The 13,046-nt window shown below is 71.8% G+C and carries 14 protein-coding genes; 7 read left to right on the forward strand and 7 right to left on the reverse strand.

Going from position 1 to position 13,046, the window contains the following annotated elements:
- Positions 1-180 precede the first annotated feature (180 nt).
- The gene (locus AB0I81_RS43045) at positions 181-1,713 is read left to right on the forward strand and encodes an amidohydrolase family protein (protein ID WP_360670157.1); all 1,533 of its coding nucleotides are present in this window, start codon (positions 181-183) and stop codon (positions 1,711-1,713) included.
- 139 nt (positions 1,714-1,852) lie between these two features.
- Here the strand turns inward: AB0I81_RS43045 and AB0I81_RS43050 are convergent, their stop codons facing one another.
- Positions 1,853-2,206: an Lsr2 family protein gene (locus AB0I81_RS43050; RefSeq protein ID WP_360670159.1), complete on the reverse strand. Its 354-nt coding sequence runs from the start codon at positions 2,204-2,206 to the stop codon at positions 1,853-1,855.
- Positions 2,207-2,487: 281 nt separating this feature from the next.
- Complete coding sequence (locus tag AB0I81_RS43055; RefSeq protein ID WP_360670162.1) at positions 2,488-3,078, reverse strand: TetR/AcrR family transcriptional regulator C-terminal domain-containing protein; 591 nt, start codon at positions 3,076-3,078, stop codon at positions 2,488-2,490.
- A gap of 91 nt (positions 3,079-3,169) precedes the next feature.
- Here AB0I81_RS43055 and AB0I81_RS43060 point away from each other — a divergent pair, with 91 nt between their 5' ends.
- Positions 3,170-4,405, forward strand: coding sequence for a cytochrome P450 (locus tag AB0I81_RS43060; protein ID WP_360670164.1), 1,236 nt, complete (start codon positions 3,170-3,172; stop codon positions 4,403-4,405).
- A gap of 167 nt (positions 4,406-4,572) precedes the next feature.
- Here the strand turns inward: AB0I81_RS43060 and AB0I81_RS43065 are convergent, their stop codons facing one another.
- Positions 4,573-5,133, reverse strand: coding sequence for an isochorismatase family protein (locus AB0I81_RS43065; RefSeq protein WP_360670167.1), 561 nt, complete (start codon positions 5,131-5,133; stop codon positions 4,573-4,575).
- Positions 5,134-5,306: 173 nt separating this feature from the next.
- Between AB0I81_RS43065 and AB0I81_RS43070 the strand changes: the two genes are divergently transcribed.
- Positions 5,307-7,007 (forward strand): ThuA domain-containing protein, encoded by a 1,701-nt coding sequence (locus AB0I81_RS43070; protein WP_360670170.1) that lies wholly within the window; start codon positions 5,307-5,309, stop codon positions 7,005-7,007.
- 20 nt (positions 7,008-7,027) lie between these two features.
- On the opposite strand, the gene AB0I81_RS43075 is transcribed toward AB0I81_RS43070, so the two are convergent.
- Positions 7,028-7,465: a hypothetical protein gene (locus AB0I81_RS43075; RefSeq protein WP_360670173.1), complete on the reverse strand. Its 438-nt coding sequence runs from the start codon at positions 7,463-7,465 to the stop codon at positions 7,028-7,030.
- Between the two features lie 170 nt (positions 7,466-7,635).
- On the opposite strand from AB0I81_RS43075, the gene AB0I81_RS43080 reads away from it, so the two are divergent.
- A complete protein-coding gene (locus AB0I81_RS43080) occupies positions 7,636-8,862 on the forward strand; it encodes a cytochrome P450 (protein WP_360670175.1) in 1,227 nt (408 codons plus the stop codon).
- Here AB0I81_RS43080 and AB0I81_RS43085 read toward each other — a convergent pair.
- Entirely contained in the window at positions 8,852-9,607 is a 756-nt protein-coding gene (locus AB0I81_RS43085; protein ID WP_360670178.1) for a class I SAM-dependent methyltransferase, read from the reverse strand. The two genes, AB0I81_RS43080 and AB0I81_RS43085, sit on opposite strands and share 11 nt — an antisense overlap.
- Positions 9,608-9,713: 106 nt before the next feature.
- Here AB0I81_RS43085 and AB0I81_RS43090 point away from each other — a divergent pair, with 106 nt between their 5' ends.
- The 3 genes from AB0I81_RS43090 to AB0I81_RS43100 all read left to right on the forward strand — a co-directional run bounded on the left by AB0I81_RS43090 (position 9,714) and on the right by AB0I81_RS43100 (position 11,180).
- Entirely contained in the window at positions 9,714-10,304 is a 591-nt protein-coding gene (locus tag AB0I81_RS43090) for a TetR/AcrR family transcriptional regulator (RefSeq protein WP_360670181.1), read from the forward strand.
- 97 nt (positions 10,305-10,401) lie between these two features.
- Positions 10,402-10,815 (forward strand): ribonuclease domain-containing protein, encoded by a 414-nt coding sequence (locus AB0I81_RS43095; RefSeq protein ID WP_360670184.1) that lies wholly within the window; start codon positions 10,402-10,404, stop codon positions 10,813-10,815.
- Positions 10,816-10,823: 8 nt separating this feature from the next.
- Entirely contained in the window at positions 10,824-11,180 is a 357-nt protein-coding gene (locus AB0I81_RS43100) for a barstar family protein (RefSeq protein WP_360670186.1), read from the forward strand.
- On the opposite strand, the gene AB0I81_RS43105 is transcribed toward AB0I81_RS43100, so the two are convergent.
- Positions 11,169-11,813, reverse strand: a complete 645-nt coding sequence (locus tag AB0I81_RS43105) for a response regulator transcription factor (protein WP_360670189.1) — start codon at positions 11,811-11,813, stop codon at positions 11,169-11,171. The two genes, AB0I81_RS43100 and AB0I81_RS43105, sit on opposite strands and share 12 nt — an antisense overlap.
- 3 nt (positions 11,814-11,816) lie before the next feature.
- Complete coding sequence (locus tag AB0I81_RS43110) at positions 11,817-13,031, reverse strand: sensor domain-containing protein (RefSeq protein WP_360670192.1); 1,215 nt, start codon at positions 13,029-13,031, stop codon at positions 11,817-11,819.
- Positions 13,032-13,046 lie beyond the last annotated feature (15 nt).

Below are 13,046 nucleotides of genomic sequence, written 5' to 3' on the forward strand. Positions count from 1 at the left end.
CCGTCGCGCTGACGTGGAACTCGTCGTGTCACAGCGCTGACGTGGCGCTCACCACTCCGCCGCCCTGGCGTGGCGCTCATGACCCCGGCGCGCCGACTTGGCCTGTGGCCACAATGGCGGCATATTTCCTGGTCCGTTGGCACATTGCCCGCCTTCGGAGCCCCTCCTTAACCTCGCAGCATGCCCGATCACGACCTGCATCCTGCCACTGACCTCCTGCTTCGCGACGCCCGCCTGCCGGGCCGGGGGACGACGAGCGACGTGCTCATCAGCGCCGGCCGCGTCGCCGCGATCGGCGCGCCCGGCACGGTGCGCCGGGACGGGGCCGCCGAGGCGCGGCTCGACGGGCGGTGGCTGCGTCCCGCGTTGTGGGACGAACACGTGCACTTCACGCAATGGGTGATCCGCCGCGGCCGGCTCGACCTGTCGGCGGCCGCAAGCGCGTCGGAGATCCTCGCGATCGTCCGCGAGGCCCAGCACCGGCCGACCGGCACCGGCACCGGCACCGGCACCGGCACCGGCAGGGAGGACGTGCTGGTGGGCTATGGGTTCCGTGACGGTCTGTGGCCGGACGCCCCGTCGCTCGCCGCGCTGGACGCCGCGGCCCCCGGCCGTCCCGTGGTGCTCGTCAGCGGCGACCTGCACTGCGGATGGGTGAACTCCCCGGCGGCGGCGCTGCTCGGCGTGCGCCCCGAGGAGTCGGGCCTCGTACGGGAGACGCCGTGGATCAGCGCGCTCCAGCGGCTCGACGCCGGGACGGCACCCTCCCCGGCCGCCTATCGCGAGGCCGCGCAGGAGGCGGCCCGCCTCGGCGTGGTCGGCATCGTGGACTTCGAGAACGCCGACAACGTGGGCGCCTGGCCCGCCCGGGTGGCCGCGGGCGTCACCGCGCTGCGTGTGGAGGCGTCGATCTGGCCGGACCGGCTCCGGGAGGCGGTGGAGCGCGGCCTACGTACCGGGAAGTCCCTCGACGAACGCGGGCTCATCACCGTGGGCCGCCTCAAGGTCGTCGTGGACGGGTCGCTGAACACCCGCACCGCCCTGTGCTGGGATCCCTACCCCGGCCTGGACCCGGCGGGGCCGCACGCGTGCGGTATGCAGACCGTCTCCCCCGCCGAGCTGGGCGGCCTGTTCACCGTCGCGCGCGAGGCCGGGATCGGCGTGGCCGTGCACGCCATCGGCGACCGCGCCAACACGCAGGTGCTGGACACGTTCGAGGAGCACGGCATGCCCGGCGTGATCGAGCACGCGCAACTCGTCTCGGCCGGCGACTTCGCGCGTTTCGCCCGGCTCGGGATCGTCGCGAGCGTACAGCCGGAACACGCGATGGACGATCGCGACGTGGCCGACCGCTACTGGCCCGGCCGCACCGATCGGGCCTTCGCGTTCCGATCGTTGCACGAGGCCGGGGCGACGCTGCGGCTCGGCTCCGACGCGCCCGTCGCGCCGCTGGACCCGTGGCTGGCGATCTCCGCGGCCGTCACCAGGTCGCGCAGCGGCCGGGCGGCCTGGCATCCGGAGCAGCAGTTGCCCCGGGAGGTCACGCTCGCCGCCTGCGCGCGCGGGCGCACCCGGGTGGACCCGGGCGACGTGGCCGACCTGATGGTGCTCGAACAGGATCCCGCCGTGATGCCCGAGGAGCGCCTGCGGGACGTCGGGGTGGCGGGCACGCTGCTCGCGGGCCGCTGGACGTGGAACGCGCTGGAGGGCTGAATGCGAACGCCCCCGAAGGGGCCTTTGAAATGCCCGGCGGGCTCCGCGGGTTAATCCGTGCGGGTTGCGAACCGCGCTAATCTCCCGCATCCCCGACAAAGGAAAGGCCCCCTATTGAAGAGGGCCTTTCGCGGGCTTTCTAGTGTGCGGCGTCGTACTGCTGGATCACCGTGGAGGCGATCCGGCCCCGCTCGCTGACCGGCAGACCGTGCGCCTTCGCCCACCGCCGGATCTCCTGGCTCTTCTCCTTGCTCATCGCCCGCGTCGCGCCACCGGCGGCACGCCTGCCACGAACCCGCGGCGCGACGGCCGCGCCGTCGCGCCGTGCCTTGGCGATGAAGGGCGCCAGGGCCGCGCGCAGCCTGTCCTCGTTGTCAGGGCTGAGGTCCATGATGAACCGGTCGCCCTTGATGCTGAAGGAGACGGTGTTCTCTACCTCCATCGGGGAGCCGTCGAAATCATCCGTGATCGTTTCAATGAGCCTCCTGGCCATGCTGGCACTCCAACTCATCCCTAGGGCTGTGCGGTACTCGGAGTTGTTCCCCGATACCGTCAAGCCAGTTGGGGATTAATCGAAAAAACTGAACATGGACGGGCGGACCAGCACAAGTTCGCCGCGAGCATTCTACCTAAATGAATCTCCGCACCGGAAGATCGATCTGTCAATTCATTTTCCGCGCGGGCACCCTTTCGGTTACGCCATTACCGTCATTTCGACCCTTCGCCTGGCGATCGAGTAATGCTCCTTACCCGGCGGCGAACTCGCGCGGTCACTCAGGTGGTCGCGCGGTCGTTCCCCTGATAGAGAAGCTCCAGAAGCGGCCGGGTCAGGCCGGCCATCTCCGCCGGCGAACGCGGGCAGCCGCGCTTGAGCCAGTCGCTGGCGACGCCGAGGAGCGCGCCCGCCGTGAAGGCGGCCGCCACGTCGTGCGGGGTCTCCGCGTCGCCGGGCGGGTGGGCGCGCAGGTGCACGGCCACCGTGGCGCGGTGGCGTACGTGGTCGATGACGCGGGCGCTGCCCTGCGGCCCCAGCACGCTGCGGTAGAGGCCGGCGTGCTCGGCGAGGTGGGCGAAGAAGGTCAGCAGGCTGTCGTACGGGTCGCCGGGCGGATCGGCGGTAGCGGAAGCGTGGTCGGGGATGGCCTCGATGAGCTCGTCGATCATCGCGGTGCAGGCGGCCTCGGCCAGCTCATGCACGTCGCGGTAGTGGTCGTAGAAGGTCGAGCGGCTCACCCCGGCCCGCTCGGCCACGTCGGCCACGCTGATCCTGGACAGCTCCCGGTGCTGGACGAGCTCGATCAGGATGGCCCGCAGCGCCGCCTGGGTGCGCCGCACCCGGGGATCCTGCTCTCTCGTTGTCACCACGGACGCAAGTGTAACGTCCCGGACAGATGTAGCTTAGGCTACAGGTGTACGGAAGATGTGCTGTCGGACACCACGCCGAATGGGGAGAGCATTGACCACCGAGAACACCGCGATTCACCCCGCCGCGAGCGACCCCGAGACGCTCGAAACCGCGCGTAGCTGCCCGTTCGCCCCACCGGAGCAGCACCAGAGGCTGCTGCGCGAGCAGCCGGTCAGCAAGGTCACCCTGCAGACGGGCGCGGACGCCTGGGTGACGACCCGCTACGAGGACATCAGGACGGTGCTGAGCGACCCGCGCTTCAGCGCCGACCGCCGCCACCCCGCCGCGCCACGGCTGTCGAAGAAGCCGGAGGGCACGGACGCCGCCGCGGGCATGCCGAAGATGTTGCTGGAGATGGACCCGCCCGAGCACGGCCCGGTCCGCCGCTCGGTGCTCGGCGAGTTCACCGTGCGCCGCATCGCGGCGATGCGCCCGCGCATCCAGCAGATCGTGGACGAGCACATCGACGCCATGCTCGACGGCCCCCGCCCGGCCGACCTGGTGCGTGACCTGGCCCTGCCGGTGCCGTCACTGGTGATCTGCGAGCTGCTCGGGGTGCCGTACGACGATCACGACTTCTTCCAGGAGCACTCGGCCAAGCTGGTCGACAGGAAGTCCAGCGAGCAGGAGCGGCGGCACGCCGTGATGGAGCTGGCCATCTACCTGGACAAGCTGATCACGGCCAAGGAGCAGGAACACGCCGACGACCTGCTCGGCCGCCTGATCGCCAAGCAGCGCGAGAGCGGTGAGGTGGATCGTCCCGCGCTGATCAGCATGGCGTTCCTGCTGCTGATCGCCGGGCACGAGACCACGGCCAACATGATCTCGCTGGGCACGTACATGTTGCTGCGGCACCCCGAGCAGCTGGCCGCGCTGCGCGAAGACCCGGACAAGACGGAGAACGCGGTCGAGGAGCTGCTGCGTTACTTCACCATCGCCGAGCTGGCGATGGTGCGGGTGACCCTGGAGGACGTCGAGCTCAGCGGCACCGTCATCCCGGCGGGGTCGGGCGTGATGATGCTGGCCAACGCCGGCAACCGCGACCCGGAGGCGTTCGAGGACCCCGAGCGCTTCGACATCGACCGCGGCGCCCGCAACCACCTGGCCTTCGGCTACGGCCCCCACCAGTGTCTGGGCCAGAACCTCGCCCGCGTGGAACTGGAGATCGTCTTCCGCACCCTGTTCCGGCGCGTGCCCGGCCTGCGCCTGGCCGTCCCCGACGATGAGCTCTCCTTCAAGGACAGCTCCGCGGTGTACGGCATGCACGAACTGCCCGTCACCTGGTGACCGGCGCGCACGGGCGAGCGCGCGGACCGGCGGCGCCCGCCCGTGCGACGCCCGCAGGGCCCCGAGCGTCCTGACGCCCATGCCCAAAAGCGGGCGTGAGCCTCAGGACGCCCATGCCTGTCGCGGGTGTGGGCTCAAAAGACGCCGATGCCCGTTGCGGGTGCGCGTCAGGACGCTGTGGCGAAGTCGACGTCCTTGGTCTCGACCGTGCCGGCCTTGCGTCCGGGCGCCGAGTGATACTTCCAGTACAGGTTCGTGTGCGCGATGACCTGTGCCGGCGTCGGCGCGCCATAGGCCGTCATGTCCTCGGTCGTGTGCGCGTCGCCGACCAGGAGCGCGTCGTAGCCCCTGGCGATCGCGCCGTGCAGCGTCGAGCGGATGCAGGCGTCGGTCTGCGCGCCCACGACCACCAGCCGCCCGATCCCGAGGCCGGCCAGCACGTCCTCAAGCGTGGTGTCCTCGAAGGAGTCGCCGTAGAGCTTCTCCACGAGCGGCTCACCCTCGGCGCGGGTCAGCTCGGAGACGATCTGCCACGCCTCGCTGCCCTTGGACATGTCCTCGTCGGAGTGCTGCACCCAGACGACGGGCACCTGCTCCTGACGTGCCTTCTCGACGAGGCTGCCCACGTTGGCGACCACCGTGTCGCGGTCGTGCGCCGCCCCGACGGCACCGTTCTGCACGTCAACGACGAGCAGCGCGGTGTTCGGCCGGTTCTCCAGTGTGGTCACGTCTTCCCCTTAGCGCCCTGTTGGTGAGTCCTTTTCCGCCCGACCGTACACCTGCCTCCCGACAAAAAACCTTGACGTCCCGCGGCGCAGCGGCGACGGTCAAGGCGAGTCCCACACCTCCAGCCCCGGGGGTGCCTCGAACGGCTTCCTGTCACCGAGAGAGGTAGGCGGCGATGCTGAACAGACTCCTGGCCCTCACTCTCCTCGCGGCGAGCCTGACCGCGACTCCAGCGACTCCAGCGACTCCCACGGCTCCAGCGGCTCCAGCGGCTCCAGCGGATCCGGCCTATCAGGTGCTGGTCTTCTCCAAGACCGCCGGTTTCCGCCACGACTCGATCCCGGCCGGCATCCGGGCCATCTCCGACCTCGGCGCGACCGGCGGCTTCTCCGTCATCGCCACGGAGGACGCCGGCGCCTTCACCGGCGAGAACCTGGCCCGCTACCGGGCCGTCGTGTTCCTCAGCACCACCGGCGACGTGCTCGGCGAGGCCCAGCAGGCGGCCTTCGAGGCGTACGTGGACGGGGGCGGCGGCTACGTGGGCGTGCACTCAGCGGCCGACACCGAGTACGACTGGCCGTACTACGGGCGGCTGGCCGGCGCGTACTTCAAGAACCACCCCGCCATCCAGCAGGCCACCGTGGTCACCGAGGACCGCGCGCACGCCGCGACCGCCCACCTCGGCAGGACCTGGACGCGTACCGACGAGTGGTACAACTACCGCGCCAACCCGCGCGGGTCCGTACGCGTGCTGCAGAGCCTCGACGAGAGCAGCTACACCGGCGGCGACATGGGCGACCACCCCATCACCTGGTGCCACACCCAGGGCAGGGGCCGGGCGTTCTACACCGGGCTCGGCCACACCATCGACTCCTACGCCGACCCCGTCTTCCGCCAGGTGCTGCTCGGCGGCATCGGCTACGCGGCGGGCGCGGTCCACGCGGACTGCCGCCCCGAGACCGGCTACACCCCGCTCTACGACGGCTCCACCGCCGGCTGGTCCCAGGCGGGACCGGGAGGTTTCACCGAACAGGACGCCACGCTGACCTCGCAGGGCGGGCTGGGCCTGCTGTGGTACTCCGCCAAGGCGTTCGGCTCCTACTCGCTCAAGCTGGACTGGCGGGTGACCGGCGACAGCAACTCGGGCGTCTTCGTCGGCTTCCCGGCCTCCGACGACCCGTGGTCGGCGGTGAACAACGGCTACGAGGTGCAGATCGACGCCACCGACGCGCCCGACCGCACCACCGGCTCGATCTACGGTTTCCGGGCCGCCGACCTGGCCGCCCGCGACGCCGTACTGAATCCGCCGGGCTCGTGGAACACCTACGAACTGCTGGTGGCGGGCGAACGGCTGCGCGTCCTGCTGAACGGCCGGCAGATCAACGACTTCACCAACACCGATCCGCGCCGCTCGCTCTGGCAGGGGCACATCGGCCTGCAGAACCACGGCGACGCCGACCAGGTGTCCTTCCGCAATGTCCGGATCAAGGAGCTGGGCGTCACGGTGGAGGGCGAGGCGTGCACCTCCTCGCGGGGCGCCCGCGTGACCGGCCATGCCTCGGCCGGCGGCGGCAAGGTGCTCGGCCACCTCGGCGACGGCGACTGGGCGGCCTATGCGCAGGTCGCCACGGCGGGCGCGGCCTCCTTCCGTGCCCGGGTCTCCTCGGCCCGGTCCGGTGGCGTCATCCAGGTCCGTTCGAGGTCGCGTACCGGGCCCCTGCTCGGCTCGGTCGCGGTGCCCGCCACGGGCGGAACCTTCCGCGACGTCGCCACGCCCCTCAAGGGCTCGGCGTCCGGCCCGCTCCACCTGGTCTTCAAGAGCCGCAGGGGCTCGTCGTTCGATCTCGACGCCTTCACTGTCGAACCCGCCCGCTGAAGCCGCGTCCTGGCGGGCGCTCAGGTGGCGGGCAACGCGGTGGCCAGCAGCACCACGCCGAGCGACCCCACCAGCGAGGCCACCGCCAAGGACCGCCCGAGCCGTGGCCGGCCGGCTCCGGTGGCCCAGCCGTGTGCCCCGGCCGCGGCCATGGCGGCGCAGAACAGCAGCAGTTTGACGGCCAGGATCCGCCCGTACCCCGGTCCGGCGAGCGAGGCCCAGGTGACGCCCTTGTGCCAGGCGATGGCGACCCCGGTGACGAGTTGCAGCGGCAGGAACGCGGCGACGGTCAGCAGCCCGAAGCGCCGCCCGACGGCGGTCAGCAACTGTCCGCGCCGCTCGTCGTCGAGCAGCCGCCTGGCCTGCGGCAGCAGCACCAGTGACACCGTGAGCTGCCCGCCGACCCACAGTGCCGCCCCGAGCACGTGCAGGAACCTGACCACGGACCACCACGTCATGACACGCCCCATTTGAGGAGGAGGAGGAGGAGAGGGAAGGGACCCGGACAAGCGCGCCCAGGTTACCCGCCTCGTACGGAGATCCAACGGCCACGACAGTGGGCGCGGCACCGCGCGATGGGAAACGCTGCCGAAAGACACGCCGCACACGATTGGGAGGGGAACCCACCATGCACGCACGTCCCTTCGTCATCGACCCCACCGGCCGCGACATCCATGGCCAGGCCGAGCGCATCCGCGCGCTGGGCCCGGCCGTGCCGGTGGAGCTGCCGGGCGGCGTACCGGCCTGGGCGGTGAGCGACCAGGCCGTGCTGCGGCGGCTGCTCACCGACCCCCGCGTGTCCAAGGACGCCTACCAGCACTGGCCGGTGTGGATGAAGGGTGAGATCACGCCGGAGTGGCCGCTGTTCGCGTGGGTGGCCGTACGCAACATGCTGACCGCCTACGGCCCCGACCACCGGCGGCTGCGCGGGCTGGTCTCCAGCGCCTTCACCGTCCGCCGCACCGCCGCGCTGCGCCCGCGCATCGCGGCCATCACCGAGGACCTGCTCGACGACCTGGCCGCCGAACCGCCGGGAGCGACGGCCGACCTGCGGGAACGTTTCGCCTACCCGCTGCCGATCAGGGTGATCTGCGAGTTGTTCGGCGTCGCCGACGAGGCCACCCAACGGGAGATCCGCCGCTCGGTTGACGCCTTCTTCCACACCGGCAAGGCCGCGGAGGACACCGCCGACGCCTTTCCGCGCATGCAGGCGGTCCTGCGCACGCTCGTCGCGGACAAACGCCGCAATCCCGCCGACGACCTGTCCTCCGCCCTGATCGCCGCCCGCGACGAGCAGGACGCGCCGCTGTCGGAGGACGAGCTGGTGGACACGCTGGTGCTGTTCCTGAGCGCGGGGCACGAGACGACGGTCAACCTGCTGGACAACGCGATCTTCGCGCTGCTCACCCGGCCCGGTCAGCTCGCCCTGGTCCGCGAGGGCCGGGTCACCTGGGAGGCGGTGATCGAGGAGACGCTGCGTTGTCAGGCCCCGATCGCCAACCTGCCGCTGCGCTTCGCCGTCGAGGACATCGAGGTCGGCGACGGCGTCACGATAGGCGCGGGCGACGCCATCCTCGCCTGCTACGGGGCCGCAGGCCGCGACCCGCACGTGCACGGGCAGGACGCGAGCCGTTTCGACGTCACCCGGGCGGAGAAGGAGCACCTGGCCTTCGGGTACGGCGTGCACCGCTGCCTCGGCGCGCCGCTGGCCACGCTGGAGGCCGCCGTCGCGCTGCCCGCCCTGTTCGGCCGCTTCCCCGACCTGGCTCTCGCCGCGGAGCCGGACCGGTTGCCGCCGCTGGAGTCCTTCATCTCCAACGGGCATCGCACGCTGCCCGCCCGCCTCACCGCGTGACGGCGGTGACCACCACCGTGGTGTAGTCCATCGTGAAGCGGCCCCCCTGCGCGTCGATGGCCGCGCCGACCTCCGCGAGCAGCGGATCCAACCTGTCCTGCGGCAGCCGGGTGAGCACGCCGGAGGTGGGGAGCTGGTCCAGCCACTCGTCCCGGGTGTAGGAGCACTTCCAGTCGAACGTCCACTCCTCGGGCTCGCCGAACCGGCCCGCCTCGCGGATCCCGTCGGCGGCCATGGTGAACATCGGCCGGTACCCCTCCATGCTGGTCTTGTCCGTCCGCGCGCCGAGCGGCAGGTCCGGCAGCAGCCGCGGGTAGATCTCGGCGAAGGCGGCGGTCAGGGCGGGCGGCATCGTGTACACGTGCCAGAACGCCGCCAGCCTGCCGCCGGGACGCAGCACCCGCGCCGCCTTGGCCGCGCCGGCGACCGGGTCGATCCAGTGCCAGGCCGTCGCGGCGACGGCGGCGTCGAAGGTCCGCCCGGCGGGCTCCCAGTCCTCAAAAGTCGCGACCTCGACCTCGATCCCGGTTCGCCGGGCGAACTCGGCCATGCGCGGATCGGGCTCGACCCCGAGCACCGTGCAGCCGGCCGCCCGGAACTGGCGGGCGGCGATGCCGGTGCCGGCGCCGACGTCCAGCAGGTCGCGGCCGGGGCTCGCGGCGATGATCCGGTTGACGAGCTCGTCGGGGTACGCCCGGCGGGTGCGGTCGTAGCGTTCGGCGTCCACACCGAACGATTCGGCCATCTGCCTGGCCTGATGCGGACTCTGCGGGGTACCAGAAGAAGTAGTGGGCATGCGCCCACTCTAGTGGGCACATGCCCACCCGGTCAACGGAAGGTAAGGTTCAGGGATGCCGACAGGGATCGCCATCCGCGACGTACGCGAGCAGCTCTTCGAGGCCGCCGACCGCGTACTGCTGAAGGACGGGCCGAGCGGGCTGACCAGCCGGGCGGTCACGACCGAGGCCGGGGTAGCCAAGGGCGTCCTGCACCGGCACTTCGAGGACTTCGACGCCTTCCTCGCCGAGTTCGTGCTCGACCGCGTCGACCGGATGGACACCCAGGTCGTCGAACTGCTCAGGACCGCGGGCAGCGGCACCGTCACCGGCAACCTCAGCGAGGCCATCACGGCCGTGTTCGGCTCGGTCGCCGTGGCGATCGTCGCGCTCATCACCTTCAGGGACGAACTGCGCGCCCGGCTGCGCGAGACCTGGCCGGCCGGCGTGCCGATCCTGACCGAAGCCTGCATCATGATCGCCAGCTATCTCACCGAGGAGCAGGCCCTGGGCAGGATCGCGGAGAACGCCGACGTGGAGTCGCTCGCGCCCGCCCTGATCGGCTCCGCGCACCTGCTGTTCGCCGACAGGACGGGCGACCCACCGCGGGCCGAGGCCGTGCACAAGATGGTGAGCACGGTGATCGGCGGCGTCGTACGGGCCTAACCCCAAGTTCACCGTCCCTTGGCACGGCGCGCCTTCCCCTGACAAACGCGAGCGGCGATCATGACAGGGTCAGTCACCTCGTCCGCAAGGAGGCTTCGTGCCCGCTCCCTCGCGCCCTCACCCCGCCTGGCCGGTGCGCCTCGCCGTCGTCCTCGCCGCCCTCGTCTCCGTCATCGGCCTGGCCGGCGTCGCGCCCGCCAACGCCGCCGTCTACAACTCCTGCACCATCTCCCGCTGCGCCGACGCGCGCTCGGCCAGGGCGACCTGGGCCTCCAAGGGCTTCCCCACCAGCGCCGGCTGGTACTCCTGGCCCGACGGAAGGTACAACTACACCGGCGGCCGCCACTACAACCGGGAGGGCCAGCTCCCCAGCGGCGCCACCTACTACGAGTACGACGTCTACAGCCGCGCGCGGGGCGCCTCCCGCGACGCCTACCGGATCGTCGTCAACCGCAGCACCGGCGTGACCTGGTTCTCGCCGAACCACTACACCGACTTCTACCGCCTCTAGGAACGTCCATGACCTCTGCCGCACGTCCGCTGCCGCCGTGGCTGACGGTGTCCACCGCGGTGCTGGACGGGCGGGCCTGCCGGACCCGCGCCGCCTTCTTCGAGGAGGTGGCGCGGGCTCTGCGCCTGCCGGACTATTTCGGCCGCAACTGGGACGCGCTGACCGACTCCCTGCGCGACGTCGGCGCGGCCGCCGTGGTCGTGCTGCACGCCGGGGAACTGCTCGACGCCGAGCCTCCCGAGCAGTTGGCGACCCTGCTGGCCGTGCTCGGCGACGCCGCCCGCGACGGTCTGCGGGTGACCCTGTGCACCGGCCCGGACGAGGAGGATCCGCTGCGCGATCGCCTGGCCGGGTCAGGCCTGTAGGTAGCGCAGGACGGCCAGCACGCGGCGGTGGTCGCCGTCGGACGGGGCCAGGCCGAGCTTGGTGAAGATCTGCGTCACGTACTTCTCCACCGACCCGTACGACACGAACAACGTCTCGGCGATGGCGGTGTTGGAGCGGCCCTGCGCCATCATGGCCAGCACCTCCCGCTCGCGCGGCGTCAGCAGCGCGAGCGCGTCGGCGCGCCCGCTGGCGCCCATGATCTGGGTGACGACCTCGGGATCGAGCACGGTCTGTCCGGCGGCGATCCGCTCCAGCGCGGACAGGAAGTCCTTGATGTCGGCCACGCGCTCCTTCAGCAGGTAGCCGACGCCGTGGGCGCCGCCGGCCAGCAACTGCGCGGCGTAGCGGGTCTCGATGTACTGCGAGAACACCAGCAGGCCCAGGTCGGGGTGGTCCCGGCGGATCCGGATCGCGGCGCGCAGCCCCTCGTCGGTGTGCGTGGGCGGCATGCGCACGTCGATCACGGCCACGTCCGGCAGGTGCTCGGCCACGGCCGCCGTCAGCGCCTCGCCGTCGCCCACGGCGGCCACCACGTCGTGGCCGCGGGTGGTCAGCAGCAGGCACAGGCCGTCCCTGAGCACCACGGCGTCCTCGGCGATCACGATACGCATGCGTCAGTCCGTCCCGGCGCGCAGGGGCAGGTCGATGCTCACCACCGTAGGCCCTCCGGCGGGGCTGTGGATCTCCAGTTCACCGTCCACCACCCGTACGCGGTCCTCCAGGCCACGCAGTCCCGACCCCGCGCCCATCCGCGCGCCGCCGTCGCCGTCGTCCCACACCCGCAGCCGCAGCCGCCCCTTCTCGGCCCGCACCCGCACCGCGGCCTGTCCCGCGCCGCTGTGCTTGGCCACGTTGGCGAGCAGTTCGGCGGTGCAGAAGAAGGCGATGGCCTCGACGGCGGGCGAGGGCCGCGCCGACACGTCGGCGTCGAGGTCCACGGGCAGCGGGCTGCGGGCGGCGAGCGTGGCCAGCGCCACCTCCAGCCCCTTGTCGAGTGCGGGCGGGTGGATGCCGCGAATCAGGTCGGTCAGCTCCGACAGGGTCTCCTTGGCGTTGCGGTGGGCGCTGTCGAGCAGGGCGCGGGCGTGTTCGAGCCGTTCCGGCTCGCCGGCGGCGTCCAGCTCCTCCTGGGCCATGCCGAGGCTCATGGCCAGCGCGGTCAGCCGGGCGGCCGTGCCGTCGTGCAGGTCCCGTTCGACGCGGCGCAACACGGCGGCGGCGTCGTCCACGGCCAGTGCCCGGGTCTCCTCCAGGGTACGGATGCGGGCCTGGCCGGGGGCGGGGCCGAGCAGCGTACGGGCCAGCAGTCGTTCGGGAGCCAGCGCGGCGTGCACACCCCACGGCGCCAGGAACAGCAGGCCCAGGCCCACCACGCCCAGCAGCAGCGCGCCCGGCCAGCCGCTGGGCGTCAGGGCGGCGAACGCGCCGAACTGCCACCACAGCGGGCAGGTGAGCAGCACCGGCCCGAGCCCCCAGGTCACGGCGGCGGCCGCGAGGGCGAGCGCGGCGGCGGGCAGGCGGACGAGGGTGTGGCCGATGGCGCGCCAGCCGGTGACGTCGCCGAGCGCCGCGCCCAGCCGGTTCAGCAGCCCCCGGCCGGGATCGAACGGCGCGGGCGCCGGCACCTGTACCCCGGCCAGCGTCCGCGCCAGCCTCCGATTGACCGCGCCCAGGCCCCTGGCACCCACCACGAGCAGCGCCAGCAGCGGCAGCCCGACGGCGTTGGCCGAGGCGAGCACGCCCAGCAGCACGGCGATCAGGTAGATCAGGCCGACGACGGCCATGAGCGCCGTGGCGAGCGCGTAGGCGAGTTCGTGCCAGATCCGCACCGGTCCGCTCCTCTC

Origin of the sequence: Nonomuraea sp. NPDC050404 (genome assembly GCF_040655495.1) — a bacterium.
GTDB lineage: Bacteria > Actinomycetota > Actinomycetes > Streptosporangiales > Streptosporangiaceae > Nonomuraea.